Annotated in this window: 19 protein-coding genes; 10 read left to right on the forward strand and 9 right to left on the reverse strand. The window is 60.6% G+C overall.

Going from position 1 to position 19,458, the window contains the following annotated elements; all coding sequences use genetic code 11:
- Position 1 precedes the first annotated feature (1 nt).
- The 3 genes from NVV90_RS08640 to NVV90_RS21035 all read right to left on the reverse strand — a co-directional run bounded on the left by NVV90_RS08640 (position 2) and on the right by NVV90_RS21035 (position 2,728).
- The gene (locus NVV90_RS08640) at positions 2-1,405 is read right to left on the reverse strand and encodes an MFS transporter (RefSeq protein WP_258440750.1); all 1,404 of its coding nucleotides are present in this window, start codon (positions 1,403-1,405) and stop codon (positions 2-4) included.
- 76 nt (positions 1,406-1,481) lie between these two features.
- Positions 1,482-2,105: a 3-oxo-tetronate 4-phosphate decarboxylase gene (otnC, locus tag NVV90_RS08645; protein WP_258441114.1), complete on the reverse strand. Its 624-nt coding sequence runs from the start codon at positions 2,103-2,105 to the stop codon at positions 1,482-1,484.
- Between the two features lie 5 nt (positions 2,106-2,110).
- Complete coding sequence (locus tag NVV90_RS21035; RefSeq protein ID WP_396125391.1) at positions 2,111-2,728, reverse strand: nucleotide-binding domain containing protein; 618 nt, start codon at positions 2,726-2,728, stop codon at positions 2,111-2,113.
- 169 nt (positions 2,729-2,897) lie between these two features.
- On the opposite strand from NVV90_RS21035, the gene NVV90_RS08650 reads away from it, so the two are divergent.
- Entirely contained in the window at positions 2,898-3,977 is a 1,080-nt protein-coding gene (locus tag NVV90_RS08650) for an IS110 family transposase (RefSeq protein WP_258440751.1), read from the forward strand.
- 43 nt (positions 3,978-4,020) lie between these two features.
- Here the strand turns inward: NVV90_RS08650 and NVV90_RS08655 are convergent, their stop codons facing one another.
- The 6 genes from NVV90_RS08655 to NVV90_RS08680 all read right to left on the reverse strand — a co-directional run bounded on the left by NVV90_RS08655 (position 4,021) and on the right by NVV90_RS08680 (position 10,542).
- Positions 4,021-5,310, reverse strand: coding sequence for an ISL3 family transposase (locus NVV90_RS08655; protein WP_258440752.1), 1,290 nt, complete (start codon positions 5,308-5,310; stop codon positions 4,021-4,023).
- A 357-nt stretch (positions 5,311-5,667) separates the two neighbouring features.
- Positions 5,668-6,408, reverse strand: a complete 741-nt coding sequence (locus NVV90_RS08660) for an SDR family NAD(P)-dependent oxidoreductase (RefSeq protein ID WP_246848487.1) — start codon at positions 6,406-6,408, stop codon at positions 5,668-5,670.
- A 217-nt stretch (positions 6,409-6,625) separates the two neighbouring features.
- On the reverse strand, positions 6,626-7,498 hold the full coding sequence (locus NVV90_RS08665; protein ID WP_258440753.1) for a sugar phosphate isomerase/epimerase: 873 nt from the start codon (positions 7,496-7,498) through the stop codon (positions 6,626-6,628).
- 121 nt (positions 7,499-7,619) lie between these two features.
- A complete protein-coding gene (locus NVV90_RS08670; RefSeq protein ID WP_258440754.1) occupies positions 7,620-9,032 on the reverse strand; it encodes an MFS transporter in 1,413 nt (470 codons plus the stop codon).
- A 320-nt stretch (positions 9,033-9,352) separates the two neighbouring features.
- Complete coding sequence (locus tag NVV90_RS08675) at positions 9,353-9,898, reverse strand: AAA family ATPase (RefSeq protein ID WP_141140368.1); 546 nt, start codon at positions 9,896-9,898, stop codon at positions 9,353-9,355.
- Positions 9,895-10,542 carry a bifunctional 4-hydroxy-2-oxoglutarate aldolase/2-dehydro-3-deoxy-phosphogluconate aldolase gene (locus tag NVV90_RS08680; RefSeq protein ID WP_141140369.1) on the reverse strand — a complete coding sequence of 216 codons (648 nt, stop codon included), beginning with the start codon at positions 10,540-10,542 and terminating at the stop codon, positions 9,895-9,897. Before NVV90_RS08680 ends, NVV90_RS08675 begins: the two co-directional genes overlap by 4 nt.
- A gap of 147 nt (positions 10,543-10,689) precedes the next feature.
- Here NVV90_RS08680 and NVV90_RS08685 point away from each other — a divergent pair, with 147 nt between their 5' ends.
- From NVV90_RS08685 to NVV90_RS08725, 9 genes are all read left to right on the forward strand, one after another.
- On the forward strand, positions 10,690-11,676 hold the full coding sequence (locus tag NVV90_RS08685; RefSeq protein WP_258440755.1) for a Gfo/Idh/MocA family protein: 987 nt from the start codon (positions 10,690-10,692) through the stop codon (positions 11,674-11,676).
- Complete coding sequence (locus NVV90_RS08690) at positions 11,642-12,664, forward strand: LacI family DNA-binding transcriptional regulator (protein ID WP_258440756.1); 1,023 nt, start codon at positions 11,642-11,644, stop codon at positions 12,662-12,664. The genes NVV90_RS08685 and NVV90_RS08690 overlap by 35 nt, the downstream gene beginning before the upstream one ends.
- The gene (locus NVV90_RS08695; RefSeq protein WP_258440757.1) at positions 12,661-13,227 is read left to right on the forward strand and encodes a VOC family protein; all 567 of its coding nucleotides are present in this window, start codon (positions 12,661-12,663) and stop codon (positions 13,225-13,227) included. The genes NVV90_RS08690 and NVV90_RS08695 overlap by 4 nt, the downstream gene beginning before the upstream one ends.
- Positions 13,228-13,230: 3 nt before the next feature.
- Positions 13,231-14,130 (forward strand): sugar phosphate isomerase/epimerase, encoded by a 900-nt coding sequence (locus NVV90_RS08700; protein ID WP_258440758.1) that lies wholly within the window; start codon positions 13,231-13,233, stop codon positions 14,128-14,130.
- Positions 14,130-15,122 carry a Gfo/Idh/MocA family protein gene (locus NVV90_RS08705; protein WP_258440759.1) on the forward strand — a complete coding sequence of 331 codons (993 nt, stop codon included), beginning with the start codon at positions 14,130-14,132 and terminating at the stop codon, positions 15,120-15,122. The genes NVV90_RS08700 and NVV90_RS08705 overlap by 1 nt, the downstream gene beginning before the upstream one ends.
- A gap of 236 nt (positions 15,123-15,358) precedes the next feature.
- Complete coding sequence (locus NVV90_RS08710; RefSeq protein WP_258440760.1) at positions 15,359-16,513, forward strand: CynX/NimT family MFS transporter; 1,155 nt, start codon at positions 15,359-15,361, stop codon at positions 16,511-16,513.
- Between the two features lie 240 nt (positions 16,514-16,753).
- Entirely contained in the window at positions 16,754-17,779 is a 1,026-nt protein-coding gene (locus NVV90_RS08715; RefSeq protein WP_258440761.1) for a Gfo/Idh/MocA family protein, read from the forward strand.
- A gap of 96 nt (positions 17,780-17,875) precedes the next feature.
- On the forward strand, positions 17,876-18,625 hold the full coding sequence (locus tag NVV90_RS08720) for an SDR family NAD(P)-dependent oxidoreductase (RefSeq protein ID WP_258440762.1): 750 nt from the start codon (positions 17,876-17,878) through the stop codon (positions 18,623-18,625).
- A 212-nt stretch (positions 18,626-18,837) separates the two neighbouring features.
- Entirely contained in the window at positions 18,838-19,302 is a 465-nt protein-coding gene (locus NVV90_RS08725) for a VOC family protein (protein ID WP_258440763.1), read from the forward strand.
- The last annotated feature ends 156 nt before the right edge of the window (positions 19,303-19,458 follow it).

The following is a 19,458-nucleotide window of genomic DNA, read 5'->3' on the forward strand; positions in this document are numbered from 1 at the left end:
GTCAGGCAGTGTAAAGCTCTTGTCGAATCGTGGCCGGGGCGGAGGATTTGGGCACAAAACGGCGGATGAAGGTTGCGGTGATCGCCCCCAAGAAGGACAGGACGAGCCAGGGGGCCAGTCCACTGATGGATGGGGTGTAGGCGAGTTCGTAGAGGGGAGCGAGTGCCGTGTTGCCCAGGACTACGGCCAGCCCTCCGGCGCTCGCCAGCAATCCGTAGTACGCGCCTGTGGGTCGTCCGGCCGCGAACTCCAGTACCAGGCCCATCGCGACGGGCAGGACGCATATGTTCCCGAGTGCAGTACCCGTCACCAGCAAGAAGGCAGGAAGGATCGGGAACCCGCTCGGTGGTGGGACCGTGGCCAACGCACCGAGAGAGGCGAAGCCCAGTGACTGCAGGGCGAAACCCAAGGGAAGAGCGATCCCTGGGCCGGCTTTGCGCATTAGTCGGGCTATTGGCCATTGGAGAGTGATGGTCAGGAACGATGCGTAGGCAAAAACGACCGCTAGTGAACTTACTCCTGCCCCGCTTCGCTCAAGTTCCACTGGAAGTCCGAAGTAGAGCTGGTTGGTTGCCAGAAGGTTGACGCTGAAGAAGGCGGCAAACCCGATGAACCTTTTGTCCTTCAGGCAGGACCAAGCACCCGACGGCGGCACGCGGCCCGGCAACTGGGCTGAGGTGTTGGGGGCGTGGGTGCGGGTCTTGGGCAGGAAGAGCCAAAAGACCACAGCCATGAGTGCAAAGACGGCGGACCCCGTCAGCGGTGCGGTGTCAAAGCCAATGACCAACAGAAGTGATCCCAGCAATGGACCGACAACGACGCCGACCTCACCGCAGATGACCAGCAGTGCAAAAAGGGTGGACCTGTTGCTTTGCCTCGGGCTGCCCTTCGGCGAAACTTCAATTGGGGAGTTTCCTTCGGCGCGATCGGCTTCCTTGGAAGAGCCTCTTTCGGCGGCAGCGCCGAAGAGGCTTTGCAGCGCAGGAGAAAACAATGCACCGCCGATCCCCGTAACGACGGCCCCGATCAGGAACAGTGGAAAGTCGGCAGCCCACGCCAGAAGCAAGAAGCCGGCGATCCGGACCAGGCATCCCGTGATCATGGACTGCCGAGCTCCCCACCGGTCTGCAAGAGCCCCGCCAAAAAGGAACATTCCCTCTTGGGCGAAGGTGCGTGCGCCCAGGACGACGCCGATCGCCATTGCGCCCATACCGAAGTCATTTCGCATGGCCACCGCAAGGTACGGCACAACGGCATAGAAGCCAATGTTGAAAATCAGTTGACTGGCCAGCAGCAGCTGCGGGGCGGGTTTAACCCTGGCAGGACGTCGCTTGGTAACTTTCGGGCGAAAGGTCCGCGTCGCCGTCTGACTGATCTTTTGCTTCCGAGTGGCGGGGCTGGCCATGGCGGATCCTTTACCTGAGGCAGCTGAACACCGACAGCTTATCAAGAATCATTCTTATTAATGCGAGTGTGTCCAACTACGTCTGTGCCCGGGAGTGCAGCAGGGCCACTTCGGCGGGTTGGAGGTGGCGCGTCGGGAGGCCTTGGAGAATGAAGAACAACCGGGCTGTTTCCTCTACTTCCTCAACGGCGTCCACTGCTTGTGGCAGGGTAGGCGCAGAAACGATCGGTCCATGGTTAGCCAGCAGCAGAGCACGGCTTGAGTCTGCGGCCTGTTGGGCAGCTTCGGCCAAGCCCTGATCTCCGGGCGCAAAGTAGGGCAACCGGACCAGTCGGCCCACCCTCATTGCAAAGTAGGCGGTCAAAGGCGGCAGGGCGTCGTCGTCGTTTAGCTCTTCCAGGCATGAAAGGGCGGTGGCGTAGGTGGAGTGAAGGTGAACTGCGGCGCGGTCCTCCGGCCTCGCGCGATACATCGCCAAATGGAGGAAGGCCTCTTTGGACGGGCGGGCTCCGGACAGGTGCTCACCGGTATCGGAGACCATTGCCAGATCATCCGCTGTGAGTTCGCCCAAGGAGGCGTTGGTGGGGCTGACCAGCATCCCGCCGGCCACGCGCACACTCACGTTTCCGGATGTTCCTCGGGTGAGGCCTCTCTGGTGTAGGGATTTGGCCAATCGAACGAGTTCATTGCGGCTGTCCATGCCGGTCACCGGTTGTGCTCCCTTGCGTCAAGGAATAGTCCCGGCTCACCGAGGTTTCCGGACTTGAGCAGGATGGCCAGTTCGGGGACAGTGTCCGTTCTGAGCCATGGCACTCCCGGTGAGACTTCTTTGCCAACATGGGCCGTGGTGATTCCCAGACGGTGGACCACGGCCCCGGAGGTTTCACCGCCAGCGACTATGAGTTGCCGGCATCCCAGCCCTACAAGGCCTTCAGCGATCGCCGCCAGGCAGTCTTCCGTTAACTCCGCAGCCCGGGCTCTTCCAAGGTGCCTCTGCGCTTCGGATACTTCGTGAGGGGACGCGGTGGAATGAATCAGGACGGGGCCGTCCGGTAGGTGCTCCCGGGCGAAGACCAGAGCGTCGGCGAGCACGTTGTCTCCCTTGGCGATGGCGACTGGATCAATCCGGAAACACGGGCGGAATTGGCGGAATGCTTCGATTTGCTCGTTCGTCATTTCCGAGCAGCTTCCGGCGATAATCGGGCTCTTCACTATGGAGTTGTGGACCGGTTGGTCTGGCTCCTTGATGGGACGTGGCGGCCTCGGCTTGCTGGATGCAGGATGGTCTGGTGAGGCGGGTCTGACTCTCGGCTCTTCTGACATCACCCCCTGGTGATTGTCCTTCCCGTGACCTGTCGGCCGACCTGGCTCATTTTCGAAGTGCAGCCCGGCAGGCCGTCATGTCCTGATAGGAGTCTGGCGAGTCCCCGATAGTGAACTGACTGACGCCCACCGAGCTGCGCACCCGACAACGAGGAAGGGCGCAGTTTCCATGGTGAACGAGAAGCAAATCAAGGTCTACGGCGGAATCGACACGCATACCGACACGCATCACATCGCCGTTATCGACGCTGCAGGACAACGGCTGGCAGATGTGGAGGTGCCCACTACCGCTGCTGGTTATCAAGCGGCATTACGGTTCCTGAGAATGTGGCCGGCCTTGGTGAGCGTCGGTATCGAGTGCACCGGCTCCTACGGGGCCTCGGTCACCCGTGTCGTCCGCGAGGCCGGTATTGAGGTGTTCGAAGTCAACAGGCCCAACCGGTTCGATCGTAGGCTCCGGGGCAAGACTGACGTCTTCGATGCTTACTCGGCCGCCGAAGCTGTTCTTTCGGGGCGCGCAACGGCTGCACCGAAAGGTGGTGACGGCCTCGTGGAGTCTCTGCGGGTTTTACGCACGTCAAGGTCCTCAGCATTGACGGCCAGGACCGCCACGATCAACCAGATCAAGGGCATGCTGATCGCAGCACCTGAGCAACTTCGGGCCCGATACCGCGGCCTGCCAAACACCAAACTGATTGCCGCATTGGCGACATCGAGACCAACGAAAACGCCCGTCAACGCGGCCGAGGCCACGGCCTACAGCTTGCGCCTTCTCGCGCGGCGTTGGCTCGATCTAACCGAGCAAATCCAAGACCTGACCCGGCACCTGAAACGGCTTCTCGAGGACCACGCACCAGCCCTGATGGGCGTGTTCGGCTGCGGACCAGACACCACCGCCCAACTGCTGATCACCGCCGGAGACAACCCCGAAAGGCTCCGTTGCGAGGCTGCATTCGCTGCACTGACCGGCGTGAGCCCGATCCCGGCGTCATCGGGTAAAACGAACCGTCACCGACTAAGCCGAGCCGGTGACCGCCAAGCGAATTCGGCGCTCTATCACATCGTCATCGTGCGGCTGCGCTACGACCAAACAACCCGAGACTATGCTGCTCGAAGGACCGCCGAGGGCAAAACGAAAATGGAAATCGTTCGCTGCCTCAAGCGCTACCTCGTCCGCCAGCTCTACCCCCTCATCGTCCGAACACTGCAGGACCCAAGCGAGACATCAACGCTTGAAATCAGTCAATAGGAGTGTCACGGTTCGTGGGGAAATGAATCCCCCGGGATGAGTGTCATGCCGCCGTCCGGACGGCGCTTCTCAGGAGAATAACTGATTTGTAGTTGTCTGGGTTGCGATAGCCACGGGCGGTGCGTTTGATGTTCTTGATTGCTGTGTTGTTTGCTTCTACTTTCGCCGTGGTCGCGCCAGTGACTACGAGGACTTCAATCTCTTTCCACCACCGGCAGATCGTGCGCCAGAGCCGGTTCGTTTCCGGCTGCGCAGCGCGTTCAACCAGACCCTGCAGGCGGTCTTTCGCTGCGGCCGCGTCGGCAAGAGAGCCGGTGGCGAGCAGCGTCCGGAGCTGCTCTTTGACCAGCCAGGCAGCCTGCAGCTTCCCGGTGGCGTCGTCCGTGGCGAACACGGTGCTGAGCCTGTCCCGAGCCCGGTCCGAGAGGCTGTCGCCGGCGCGCAGGAGCAGGCGCCGGTTGGCCCAGACCGGGTCGACGGAGCGTCCCCGCCGGCCATGAATCTGCTGGGTGAGCCGCTGCCGGACCTCGGTGAGCATGTCGTTGCCGAGCTTGACCAGGTGAAACGCGTCGACAGAGACCGCGGTGCGCGGGAGCCACATCCGCAGGGCCTTGCGGAACGCCGCAGACGGATCGATCGCGACGACCTGCACGCCCAGACGCCACTGAAGCGGCCGGGCGAACAGCCAGTCTCCGACGCCTTCGCTGTCGCGGCCATCGACGATCCCGAGCACCTGGCCGGTGTCGAGATCGACAATGGTGGTCATCCAGGGCTCATAGCGTTTCCAGGCATTCGTGGCCGGGTCGCGGAAGAACCGCACGGACCGGTAACGGTGCTCATCGATGCCGAGCATCCGGGGTGCGAGGGCATCAATATCAGGCAGCGTCAGCGCCGCGGAGTCCAGAGCCCGCTGGACCAGCCACCATGAGACACCGAACGAGGAGGCCGCTTCCGCGGCGGCTCTTCCGGAACCGATGACGGCGGCCACGAGGGCGTCGCGGAGCCTGCGGGTGGACCGGGCGCGGCGGGGCACCTGGGCGGTTTCCTCGGCGAAAGTCCTGCGGGGGCACAAGTACTCATCGCAGAAGAATCTCCGCTTGGCCCAGACCAGTTCGACCGGGCCGGCGACAGGGATGTCGCGCAGGCGCTGTGGCCGGCGTGAATGCACGCGGGTGCCGATCACGCCACAGGACGGGCAGCCGGCCTCGGCGGTGGCTTCGACGCGGACCCGCCGCTGTCCGAAAGTGAGGATCTCAGTGTCGGTGACGCGGTAGTCGGGCAGGTTGAGAATGGCGGTGGCAGCATCGGGGCGCGGGGAAGTAGGCTCGATCAAGGCTCGTAGCTCCTGACTCTTGATGAATGCGTAGAGAACATCCATCACAGCAGGGCTACGAGCCCTTCAGCTTTCAAGACACGGAATCCGTTTCACCACGAACCACGGAGAGCCGAGATGACGCGGTAGTCGGGAAGGTTGAAGATGCTGGTGGCAGCGTCGGACGCCACAACGATAGGCTCAGTCAAGGCTCGTGGTCCTGTTCCCGGTTGAATGCTAGACACACTCATCCCAGCAGGGCCACGGGCCCCTTCCTTATCTACGACACGGAATCAATTCCCCACCAACCACGAAGAGCCCGTTTGTTACGAGGAGACGGCTACGTCACTGTCCGGGGGTGCCGCTACAGACCGGGTGTCAGGATTTGGAGCTGGGTCGACCAGGGATATGGCTAAGAATGGATTTGGTGAAGCCGCCATCGACGCAGATGTCTTGCCCCGTGACGTAGCCCGATAGCGGGCCTATTAGAAACTCGATCACGTTCGCAATGTCCGTTGGATCTCCAATTCTTGCCAAGGGGATGATGTTTTCCCTTGCCTTCTTGATCTGGGGATCGGCGTACATTTTTTCGGTCATCCGCGTGTGGGTCATGCCTGGGGAGACCACGTTGACTCGAATTCCTTCGGGTGCCCATTCCAGCGCGAGTGTTTGGGCCAGCATCGTCAACGCGGCCTTGCTGGGGCTGTAAGCGCCTGATCCAGCGTGTGGTATCTGACCAGACATGGAAGAGGTGAAGCAGGCGGATCCGCGGCTCTGCCTCAAATGCGGGTGGCTTGCTTTGGCAAGAAGCCACGCGCCGCGAAGGTTCACGGCGAACATCTCGTCCCAGTCTTTAAGGGACACGTCGCAGATGGCGCCAGGGTTTGCGATCCCCGCGTTTGCTACTAGTGCGTCCAACCCACCGAACTCCGCTACCGCTGCTTCTACCAATTTACCTGGCACTTCTGGGTCACCGATGTTGCCCGCCAAAGCGATAGCGGTCCCGCCCATTGACTGGATTGAACGAACGACTTGCTCCTGGTTGCCGTTCGAATCGTGTCCTGCCACTGCAATCATCGGGTGTACGCCACGAGCCAGAGCCGCTTCTGCAATTCTCACGCAGGTAGATGCTCCTATGCCGCTGCTTCCGCCACTTACCAAAGCTCTCATCGCACATACTCCTTTATCAGCGGTTCACATAAGAAATTTCTGCTGCGAAATTTCATAGAATCAGGACCTGCCAGGTTGTTGGGTGGTGCAGATCCATTCCCAATGTGAACTATTACAATTTTTCCTGTAGGTCTTCGACTACCGTGCCGCGATCTCAAACTTGGGGCTAGTTTGCCAGTTCCCAGCCTTGATCTTTGAGGTCCTGCATCGCTTTCTTGAATTCTTGCACGGGGTTCTCCTCGCGAATGATCTCAAGAACAACGTTATTGACTCCGCACGTTTCGTTGACGGCGTTGCCCAGTCCCTTCCAGTCGATCACTCCGGTGCCGATCGGATCGTGACCCCAGGTCTCCGTGCCCGTATCAGAAATATGCACTAGTCCAATTGATCCGTGATGGGAGAGCAAGCTCTGTACGGGATCTTCTCCGATGTAGGCAGCGTTGGCGACGTCGTACACAATCTTGACTGCGTCGTCGTTGATGGTGTTTACGACGCCTGCCAAGTCCTGGATGGTTGGAGTGAAGCAATAGGGAGTGTTTTCGAAAAGTAGTCGTGTGCCGGCCTGTTTAGCCAGTGGGATGAGATTCTCCAGGCTCTCGTACATCCACCCGTAAACCCGCTCCAGCGAAGGTGAAATCATTGGGCGTCTTGTGCCAGGGGAGATGACAACCTCGGGGACATCCCAGGCTGCGGCCAGGTCAATCACCGTTTTGATGTGCTCGACGCTTTTGCGACGCATATTGGCGCCGGGGCTGGCCAGGTTGATGTCATAGCCGCCCGCGTTCAGCGACCTGATTTTGGCGCCGTAGTCATTGAGCCTTGCATAGCTTGCTGAACGCTCCGAATCTGACATTTCATCCGGCCAGCAATGGGGTGAACTGATGGGAACTTCAAATGTTTTATACCCGTTGGTGACCAATTCAGCTATCGCATCAATTGCCGTCGATGACCATAAATAAGAAAAGGTGTTAATAACAATTTGGTTCATTTGAAGGTATCCTTTCAGTTCTTCGCCTATGGAGAAGAAGCGTTCATTCATAACGCATTGTCAATCGCCCTCTGGGGGTCGTCGGCGCGGGCAAGGCGGCTCGACGAGACCTCGCGCAGCCACGCCCCTTCTTGCCCAGGCGGGCCGCCGGACTAGTTGGCAATTAGTGTGCCTACCGGGAACGCACAGCCTCGTCTGCGGCCTGCGGAGTGCTCAGGAGCAGGCGTTCGCCTTCGAGTACCTCGGGGTCGGCGGGAGCTACGGTGGCTCGGGAGGCGCGGCTGCCGGTCTCCGGGAGGGTGCAGTAGACGATGAGGCTGAGGGCGACAATGGCGATCATGTAGACCGCGACGAGCATTGGCTGTCCGGCGCCGACGAACGCAGCGGCGATCAGCGGCGCGGTGCCACCGAAGACGGCAATCACGATTTGGTGTGCGAAGCCGATGCCCGATACCCGTACCGAAGCTGGGAACAGTTCGGCCTGGATGGTTGGATAGACCGACTGCCAGATACCGAGAACAACCCACCCGGACGCCGATACCAGGACGTATACCCAGAAGCCCGGCTGGTTCAGCAGCAGGAGCATGGGGTAGAAGAGAACGATCATGCCGATGGCGCCGATGATGGGGAAGATTTTGCGTCGGCCGAGTCGATCAGAGAGCGCGGCGCAGGTCGGAACGATGATTACGAGCAAGGCCAGTCCGATAACGCTCCCGGCCAGGGTGGAGGACAGGTCCCGGCCGGTGGTGAGCTTGGCGTAGGTGGGAAGGAAGGTGGCCCAGGTGTAGTAGGCCACGGCCGGGGCAGAGAGCGCTGCTGCCTGCAGCAGCGCCTTCGGGTGTTCGCGAAGGAGTTCCATCAGGCGGGCCGCGGCGGACTTGTGATCCACGAGGGACTCTGCCTCAAACTCAGGGGTCTCCTCTGCCCGGGCCCTCAAGATAAGGCCGACGATGCCGAGGATGCCACCCACGACGAATGGGATGCGCCAGCCCCAGGCGGCGAGGTCGGCGGGTGAATAGGATGATGTCACCAGTGCCGCGGCGCCAGTCGCAACGAGGGTCGCAAGGCCGCTCGCCATGTTGGTGAAGGAACCGAACAGGCCCCTCCGGTTCGCTGGAGCGTGCTCAACCATGAACGCGATGGCGCTCTGTCCCTCGCTACCGGCCGAGATGCCCTGGATGATGCGTGCGACCAGAAAGAGAACGGGCGCAGCGTAGCCGATGGTCGCAAACGATGGCGTGAGGCCGATGATGAGCGAGCCGAGCGCCATGCCGGAGACGGACAGCGTCAGGATGAGCCTTCGGCCGAAACGGTCGGCCAGTGGAGAGATGATGATGCCGCTGAGCGGGCGTACAACAAACCCGACGGCGTAGGCGAGCAGTGCCGCGATCAAGGAGGCGAACGGGGAATCACTTGGAAATATTTGTGATGAGAACACCGCTGCCAGGAGCCCATAAATGTACCAGTCGTACCACTCCACGAAGTGGCCGATCGTGCCTGCAACGATGTTGTGGCGGCTGCGGCCGGGCGCTTTGGGATGATCGGAAGGGTCCGGGCTGCGGAGGGCGTCTTGCGAGGTCTTCATTGAACTCTCCATATTTTCACGTTTGTTGCGGAGGGGTATTGGACGATTTCCCGGACACCTGATGGGGTGTGCGGGAAATCGTCCGGCTGTAACTCGGCTCGACGGACAATCGACCGCCAAGACCAACAGCCAGAGCAGCTTGCAGCGGGGCAGAAGCTGATCCAGGCTCCCCATATTTCATAAATGAGATCGGTTGCTGAGATCGGTTGCAAGCAACGATACGGATGAAAAGTGATCCTTGTCAACGTCTCGTGGGCTCGCGGCGCGGATATCGAAGACAGGCCTCCGACTCAGTGCCTAATCGCCTGACGGGGTTCACGTCAATCGACCGGAAGGGGCGCCTCATTGTTGAAGTCTTGGAAATGCACTCCTGACCAGGCGCACTCCAGGCTGCCGTATACCGACCAGTAGTCATCCCAGTGGGCAAGTTTCCACTGGTCTCGCTCCAGTCCGCGGCGGGTGAGCCGCGTACGTAGAAGGTCTTGAGGTACCCGGACCCGTATTACGGTGATCGCCGGCGACGGCCATTGGAATTTCTCTGCCATGCGTCTCAGATAGTCTGGGTCTCCGAAATAGGCTCCAAAGGGAGCGTCAAGGACAACTGACCGGCCGAGACGCAGGTTTATCCCCGCCACGTCCATCAGAGTCTGGTACTCGAGGGGCAGCAAATTTCGGCGATAGTAGTCGTTGGACTCGCGGTCGCTGGGATCATGCCCGGTAGCGGTCAGCGCGAATTCGACGAAGCGGCCACTGACCCGGTCCTTGTCCAGGTACGCAGCCCCGTGCTCTTGTGCTGTTTGCTGGGCAATCGTTGTTTTCCCTGAGCCGGCAGGACCGATGACAATGAAGACTTTGGGGGCGGTCATTGGCGGGCCTCTGCTACAGCTGACAGGAACTCCTTGGCGGCCTCGGTGACGCGGGAGAAGTCGCCATCGGGTTGCCATGCTTTCGTCACGTAGCTGCCCACGCCGACGCCGGCCACGCCTGCCGCGAACCATTCGCCCACGTTCTCTACGGTTACGCCGCCAGCCGGCATGATCGGCAGATGCGCCAGCGGAGCCAGCACGGACTTCGCGTAGGAGACTCCGCCGGCCTCTGTCGGGAAGAGCTTGATGATGTCGGCGCCTGCTTCGGCGGACTCAAGGAGCTCGGTTGGTGTATAGGCGCCGCTGATTGTCGGCACCTGGTACCGGTTTGCGGTACGGATCATCGCGGGGTTCAGCTGAGGACTGACGAGGAACTGAGCGCCGGCCCGAATGCATTCATACGCTGAGTGCTCGTCCAGCACTGTTCCGGCACCGATTGCCACTCCGGTGGAGCCGTGTTTGGCCGCGAGCCGACGGATCACGTCGACAGCGCCTGGAATTGAAAGCGTGATCTCGAGTGCCCGGAAACCTCCTTCGATAGCAGCTTCCGCAACGCGCTCGGCAACCTCCGCGTTCTCCAGCCGCACGATGAGGACGGCCCCTGACTCGTGGATGGTTTGCAGGGTGCGGAGTTTCTTGTGCATGTTGGCCTCTCTCTGGCCGGGTATCTCTTACTTCTTGAGCGACCCGACCCCTTGTTGGTGTTTAGTTCCGTTGACAAACTCTCCCACCATCCATAGTGTTATTGCAACCGATCTCAGCAACCGATCTCATGCAAGGAGGTATTGCGGTTGACTTACGTACGCACAATCATTCTTGGTGCTTCCCATTGGCATGTTCCGCTCTGCGCGCCGGCCATTGCCGAAGTGCACGAGGTGATCGGAGTCAGTGACGAGGATGTATCCCGCGTGCAGGTGCAGGACCTGGCCGAAGGCTGGGGGGCGCCGGTTGAAGCCGACTGGCAGAAGCTGGTTGATCTCCCTGATGTCGGACTTGCATATGTCTTTGGTCCCCATGAGGGTATGGCTGAAAAGTGTTTCGCCTTGATCGAGCGCAGTATTCCGTTCGTCGTGGAAAAGCCATTGGGCACTTCCCTTGACGAGCTTTCTGCCGTACGTCAGGCCGCCGAGGCTGCTGGCGTGCCTGTCACTGTCCCCCTGGTCCAGCGCGGCGGACCCACAGATCAGTGGCTTGCCAAGGCAGGACGGCCCGCTTACCAGCGAACCTCATTTATTGCTGGTCCACCATCCCGGTATCTCGATAATGCCAATCCCTGGATGCTCGACCCGGTCAAGGCGGGCGGGGGGTGTCTGGCGAACCTGGGTCCACATTTTGTTGAGCTGTTCCTCAGGGGCAGCGGCGAGACTGCAGCACATGTGGACTCCCGGCTCTCATCGTTTCTTCACAGCCAGGCTGTCGAGGATCATGCCACCCTCATCATCACGACGCCGGAGGGACGCGAAGCCATAGTGGAAGTTGGCTATGCATTCCCTGGCTCGCCGCTTAAGCGCTACTGCAGCTTCACCTCGGTCGGTGAGGCAGGATTCGCCTCAGTTGATTCGGACGGTACAGCTACGTTCACGGCATTGGATGGCACCACGGAGGTCGACAAGATCAATGTGGATAGCGACCCTCTTTACGATCCGTTCGTGCGCAGCGTCGCCCGGACGCTGGATGATGGATTCCGGGGCCTGCCGACGCTGGCCCAGCTCGAAAATGTCATGCGCCCCATTTGGCAGGCCTATGACGACCAGCACGGAGGAAGAGAACATGCCTGATCTGAGTATCGACGTCGTTGCAAAAGCTGCCGGTGTCCATCGGTCAACGGTCTCCCGGGCGTTCTCACGCCCTGAGGCGGTAAAGAGTGAAACACGCGAGCACATCCTCCGAGTCGCCGAGGAGCTTGGCTACACGATGAGTCCACTCGCCCAGGCCCTTCGGACAAAGACCAGCACGTTCATCCCGCTGATCGTGCCGGACATTACTAACCCCTTCTTTGCAGAACTTGCCAAGACGATGACACAGGCCGCTGACGAGCGCGGATACCAGCTACTGCTCTGCGTCACCAACGGGGACCCGGCCAAAACCGACGGATACTTCACCGCCATGCAGGCCATGTATGCCCCCTTCGGCATCGTCGCGCCGTCCACAAAGGTCGATACCGAGGCCATGAAACGCTTCGACTTCGGCCACAAGGTTGTGGTGATCGACCGGGTTGAAGGGGACGATGCCGTCCCAACGGTCACCGTCGACAGCCGCCGCGGAATCATGATCGCCCTGGAGCACCTGCACTCTCTGGGGCACACCTCGATCGGCTACGTATCCGGCATCGCCGGAACGCACACCGCCCAGGACCGGATGGACGCCTATTTGGAGCTGTCCGCCGAGAGCGGCAGCGCACCTGTCGTGCTGGACAGCGGGTCGGATCTGGATGCGGGCACGCGCGGGGCAGAACATTACCTCGAGATGGACAATCCTCCAACGGCAATTATCGCGGCCAATGACATGGTGGCCTTTGCTGTCATCTCGGCACTCGGCCAACGTGGCGTAAGGGTACCGGAGGACGTGTCGGTCATCGGCTTCGACGGTCTCGCTCTCGGCGCCCGGTTCAACCCTCCTCTGACCACGGTTCGCCAGCCGATTGCCGACATGGGACACATCGCCATCGAACTGGCTGAGAAGCAGAACATTGACGGCTCCGTGGACCACATCGTCCTCGAACCTCAGCTTCTGGTCCGCGGCTCCACCTCTGGACCACGCAAATGACCAGGGGACAGGAGTCAACGCTCCGGCGCCTGCCAGGGCTCCAGCACACAGACCATGTCGGCCTGACAGTGCCAAACCTTGAGGAAGGCATCCGCTTCTTCGTCGAAGTCCTCGGAGCTGAGGAGCTCTACCGCTCCGAACGCGGGCCCGACGAAGAATTCATGCCCACAAATTTCGAAGTCCCGGCAGATGCCAAGCTCACGCTCGCAATGTTGCGCCTGCCACCAAACCTCAACATCGAGCTTTTCGAATGGAGCAGCGCTGAGCGCCGTGATACCCCGCCGCGGCACTGCGACGCCGGCGGCCACCACTTGTGCTTCGTCGTGGACGACGTCGACGAAGCGATCGAAGTGCTGCAGGCAACACCTGGAGTACGCGTGCTCGGCGAGCGCAAAGAAGTCGCTGGCGACAGCCCCCGAGTAGCCGGCAATCGCTGGACATACTTCATCACCCCTTGGGGATTGCTGATGGAAATCGTGGATCGATCCCGCGTCGCAGCCCCGCCCCGGCTCGTCGGTCCCACGGACTGGGCAGCACCTCCAAACATTTCAGAAAGGACATAAACAATGCGGCTTGCCGGTCACACACTAGGCACCCCGGACCACACGGTTCCCCAAGCACTTGATCTATTCCGAGCCGCAGGGCTCGATGCCGCCGAAGTCATCTACCAGAATGACTACAAATCAGGATTGCCATTAGGTGATCGGCGTGCCGCGATGGAGGCACTGGAAGCGGCCGAAAGCGCAGGGATACCCATCGTGGGCCTGACGCCTTACACAACCGCCATCAACTCACTGGACGACGCGGAATGGCGCACAGCAGTCGATGAATTCCGTGGCGCCATAGAAACCGCACACCTGCTCGGCGCTGACCGGGTTCGTGTCTATGCTGGTTCGTGGCACCCCGGGGACAACGACCACGCGGCGCGTTGGGTAAAACTGCGTGAAGCATTGGAGACCCTCGCGCCTGAAGCAGACCAGGCCGGGGTTCGCCTTTGCGTGGAAAACCATTTCGGCACCATGACCCAGACCGCGGCGGACACCGCTGCCCTTGTCCGGGAAATTGCTCATCCGGCCGTCCGCGTTCTCTATGACCAGGCGAACCTGACATTCACCCACGACGAGACGTTCGAACAGGCCCTCGCTGTTCAAGGTGACCTGATCGGTCACGTTCACGTGAAGGACCTCGTCTTCACTGATCCCAACGCGGCCTTCCGCGCCACTGAAACAGCCCGGGTCAACGCTTCCGAGCGAGCCGTCCGGTCCCGCGTCGTCGGAAGCGGCGTCGTTCCATGGTCTCAAATTCTCGCCGGGTTGCTGCAGCATGGCTACGACGACGTGCTGAGCATCGAGCTCGAGTACCGTTGGCACCCGCAAGACCTCCCTGCGCCCGAGGACGGATTCCGCGAATCCGCCGCCGTCCTGCGCTCAATGCTCTCTGATCTGGCTAAAGTGAGGAACGCCTGATGAACACCACCCGTCTCCGTGTCGGAGTTGTCGGCGCGGGCAACATCGCCACCATTGCCCAATTACCCACCCTCGTACAACGCGATGACGTTGAGTTGGCCGCTCTGGTGTCCCGGCGTGAGGATCCAGGCAATCTGGTCCGGCGCTGGGGCTTCAACGCCGCTTACAAAACAGTAGAGGACATGCTGGATTCGCAGGAGCTGGACGCAGTCTTCGTCCTCACGCCGCGGTCCGAGCACGCCCACGCCGTCCAGTTGTGCCTGAGCCGTGACGTCGACGTGTTCTGCGAAAAGCCATTGGCCCCGGCAACCGATGAAGCAGAACGTCTGGCAGACCTCGCCGACGAGCGGGGCCGCATCCTGATGGTGGACTTCAACCGCCGCTATGCGCCCGTCTATACCGCCGGCCGGGAAGTCTTTGGCGCCAAAGGCGCCACCTTCTGCGTCGCCCAGAAAAACCGCCCTGGATCGGAATACCGTGCGACATTCGAGAACGCCATTCACATGGTCGATCTCCTCCGCTGGTACTGCGGCGGCGAGCCGGTGGACGTCGCCGCGCACGCCGCCGGTGACGACCCTTGGGAAGAAGACGGCGTCGCAGCAACTATCCGCTTCAGTACCGGGAACACGGGCGTCCTGATGGCAGCCCGTACGGCAGGTGCATGGAACGAAAAATTGGACGCCTACGGCGACGGAAAGACCGTCGAAGTCAGGGCACCGGAGACGGTTTCGACCACTGTCAAGGGTGTCACCACATCGCGGGAACTTAGCGCCGAAGCCTATGGCTGGGCTACTGCGACAGACACTCTGGGATTTTCGGCCGCCGTTCATCATTTCCTTGACCGGGTTGCTGACAGGGCGCAGCCGCTTACCTCAGGCCGGGAAGCTGTCCATACCCAACGCTTGCTCGACCGGATTCTCGCTGCCGCCGGTTTGCCGACAGAAGAGCAAGCCGGTCGGGAATGGGCCAGCCACGCAGTAAACGGAAGCTAACAACCAAACGAGCTCTCCCATTCTCCATTGCACTTCCAGTCCTTGATGCGGGCACTGAGGAACCGTGGCTTGAACAAACCTGCTGAAAAGACGGAGGTGCAAACATAGCTCTATTTCGCCTGCGTCAGGGCAGACCACACATCGGGGGAGCGGGGAGACAGCCGTTACGGGGCCGGCTCGCCGCGCTTGCCGGCATCCTGCTGGTCGCGTTCAGCGCCAGAGAAGCGGTTTCGGCGGTGTCCCCGCTCCTTGGTCCAATAAGCGAGGACCTTCCCCTCGACGCGGTGACGACAGGGATCCTTGGGATGCTGCCGACCGCCGGCTTCGCAGTGATGGGCTTCCTGGCTCCGCCGCTCCTCCGGCGTATCGAGCTGGAACACCTGCTACTGGTCTCGATCCTGCTGACAACATTTGGTCAGGTCGGCCGCGCACTGGGATGGAACATCCCGGCATTCTTGGTGTTCACCTGGATCGCGATGCTCGGGATCGGGGTGGTCAATGTGGTGATTCCGCCTCTGCTGATGAAGTACTTTCCCGACAAGACCGGGATCCTGGCAACGCTCCACATCACTCTCCTGGGCGCCAGCACGGCTGTGGCCGCCCAATCTGCCATACCCCTGGGCAATCTTTATGGCTGGCGGTTCTCCATCGGCATCTGGGCGGCCGTCAGCGCGGTCGCTGCGATGCCTTGGCTGATTCTTCTTGCAGGTAAGCGGACTGTTGCCCGCTCCAAGACATCACCAGCCCACGATGGGCCGTCTCCTCCTGCGAACGCGATCAAACCCTGGAGATCATCAATTGGCTGGGGTGCAGCACTGATCTTCGCTGGTTGCTCGAGCAATACTTTTGCGGCGCTCAGTTGGCTTCCGGCTGTTCTTGTCGACAGAGGAATGAGTCAGGAAACCGCTGGATCCATGCTGGCGCTCTATTCAATCCTCACCGTGCCTGTCGCCCGGATTGTGCCCCTGGTAGTGGTGAGAATGCCTCGCCCGCCACCCGTCGCAATCCTGTTTGTCGTCGCATTCGCCATCGGTTACGGAGGCATCATTTTTGCTCCACCAGCCTCTGCAGTGGTCTGGGTCGTCATAGCTGGCCTTGGCCAAGGCGCGTACTCCTTCGCGTTCACGATGATCAATAAGCGAACACGAACGCAATCCGGCTCAGGGATCCTATCCGGGTTCGCCCAGGGAGTGGGCTACGCCCTCGCGAGCGTTGGCCCGTTCCTTTTTGGGCTCCTGCATCATCCAGGGGACGGCTGGCTGCCCTCGTTTGGCATGCTCGGAGCCTGGCTCGCGGTGCTTTCGGTAGGAGCCGTGATGGTCGACAAGCCGCGCTTGCTCGAAGACGCCTTCCGGGTTGCACGCCCAGGCGCCAACGAAGCAAGAAACTGATGCAGAGCCCGGCTGCAGCAAGTCACAAAACCGAAATAATCTACGCAGACAACGAGAACGCCTGGCCCCCGAAACCCGAACCACATAGATCATTGACAGATCCTTCTTGGGACCATAAGTTTATTGCAACCGATCTCAGCAATCGATCTCACTGACACTAAAAGAACGTAACCGATCTCAAGGGAGAGACATTATGGTCAACTGCTTTGTCCCTGGCATCATCTTCGGCGTACCGACATCATGACGGCGACGGCACATGGCCCGCGCGTCGCCGTCGTGGGGGCGGCTGGCTGGGCCGGATCACGGCACGCGCGGGCATTCGCTGCGGCAGGTGCCAATGTCACCATCCTTGTGGAGAACGACGGGCGCGGCGTTGCCCTCGCTCAGGAGCTGGGCGCACAGCTGGTGCCCAGTACCGCGGAACTACACCCCGAAGACTTGGACCTGGTAGTCGTAGCGCTACCGACCACCATGCAACCGGCCATATGCGCAGACCTGCTGAACAGGGGATTCCGAGTGTTGACTGAAAAGCCGGTGGCCGCAGATGCCGAGGGTGCTGCCGTCCTGGCTGCCGCTTGGGGCGTTAACGAGAGGCTCATGGTCGGGTATACGCTCCACCAACATCCCGCCGGCACACTTGTCTCTCAATGGATCAGGAACAAGAACGTGATCGCCGTGTCTGTTCGTTCCGTCGCCCATAAACAGAACGTCCACTCATGGCGCGCTGACCCGAAGGAGGGCGGCGTCGCTGTAGTGAATGGCATTCACGCCATCGAATTAGTCTCATCGTGGTTTGACGGCTACCCGAAAGTACTGGCCAGCAGCGCCAGCAGCAGCCTCTATGGGTCACCGGTACCGGAGCACGTCGTCTCCACCCTCGAATTTCCTGAGGGCGTCATATTCACCATGCAGAGCTACTGGTCTCCCTGGAAGGAACCTCAAGGCCTCAATCAGGGCGACTGGAGCCTCACCATCGACGTCCTGGCCACTGAGGGCCGGATGTTATGGTCCAACGACTCCCTTCACGTGTGGGAGCGTGACGGTGGCCAGTATGACACGACCTTCGAGCCCTCCGACCTCTTCCTTCGCCAAGCTGAGATGGCGCTGAAGTTTTGCACGGGTGGAACCCCTGCAGTCACATTCGCCCAGGCACTCCGCGCTACGGAAATCGCCGATGCAGTCCTGGCAGCCGCAACATCCAGAGCTGAAGGCATGGTCGCCCCGTCGCATCACCAAAAACCTGAACAACAGGCAACCGTCGACTGAACAGCCCTAATTAAGGAACTTAGACATGAAGCGAGCAACTCACGCTCCGACCGCAGGAGAACCGCGGCGCAGCCGCATCCAGAGTGGGGAAAACTGATGAGCCTCAAAGACCAGGTGGTTCTGGTAACCGGATCGAGCGGGGGAATCGGCGATGCTGCTGTCAGCGCATTCACAACTGCAGGCGCCATCGTCGTCGGCGCTGATCGTTCCCCCAAGGAGGATCAGGCGCTGGGGGCCTTCTATCCTCTCGACATCACGTCCGAGCAACAATGCGCAACGGCTATCCAGGACATCAAAGCCAGATTCGGCCGCATCGACGTCCTCGTCCATGCAGCAGGAGTGCTCGGCACCACGCCGGACATTATGGAGACAACCACAGAAGAGTTCGACTCCATTCTGAGGATCAATGCCTCTGCAACGTTCTCGATGGTACGAGAGACTGCAAAGTCAATGCTTGAGTCCGGCACGGCCGGCGCCATCGTGGTCTTATCCTCCGTCGCGGCCAAAGAAGCACGCCTGAACTACCTGCCTTATAACGCGAGCAAGCTCGCAGTCCTACACATCATGTGGTCATTCGCAGAATTACTCGGGCCTCAGGGCATCTCCGTCAACGCCGTCGCACCAGGCCCGGTGAACACACCCATGTGGGCACAGTTTGCCAAAGATTCAGGCCCGGATGCGGCTGCCAACCGGGCGAAGAGGGCAGCGCAACTGCCGATGCGCCGGTTTGCCGAACCCGACGAAGTCGCCCGCGCCATCCTTTTTCTGACCGATCCCGACAACCGCTACATCACCGGAGTGTCTCTCGATGTGGCTGGCGGAGCACACCTGGGAATAGGAACCTGAACCCCCTGTACCGTGCCTCGCAGTCGTAGAGGCCATCACGCACCTTTTGCGGGTGGCAACCCAGCGTACACATACGCCAGGCAAACTCAGCACCGACCCCTCAAGCTGTGTCTGAGCAACCCCAGCGAAATTTCAGTCCAAAACTATGAGGAGAAGCCTATGTCCGTTCTTTGGTCCCAGTTCAAGCCTTCGGGGATGTTTAGGCGGGAGAAATGAAAACTGCAATTCGACATCATCACACTGCCCTGCACGTTACGGACATGGAGCGCAGCGCACGGTTCTACGTGGAAGGGCTTGGCCTTGTCCGCTTGAAAGCGTGGACATCGGGCCCATACGTCGGCGAACTTTACGGCCGTCCGGACGTTAAGGTCAAAGCACTAATGCTCTCAACGGGTGACGGTACCTTCAACTTGGAGCTGGTCCAGGTTGAAGATCCGCCACCGGCCGTTAACCCATCAGAGGCGCAGCCGGGGACTGCACATCTTGCTTTTACCGATATTGACCTGCGCAAGGTTTACGCCAGAATGACAGCGCTCGGGTACAGCGCTTTGTCCGAACCGGTCGCACCTACGTCGGGCCCGGTTGCAGGAGGCTTGCTGATCTACCTGCTCGATCCAGACGGAAATCGTGTGGAGCTAATTCAGCCGCCAGACTGGCCGCCAAGCGACAACTCTTGAGCTATCCGCACCCGGGTAAAGATGCTCGGAGTGCCTAGCGCCAGCTAACCAGACTGGGCAAACCAGGGGAAACAGCGCATGGAACGAGGAGCGCGGCTTTAAGATTCCGGAAGGGGTCCTCCACTCATCAAACGAGCCTTGAGTCTTTTCGATAGC

This window comes from Arthrobacter sp. CJ23, from assembly GCF_024741795.1.
Taxonomy (GTDB): Bacteria; Actinomycetota; Actinomycetes; order Actinomycetales; family Micrococcaceae; genus Arthrobacter.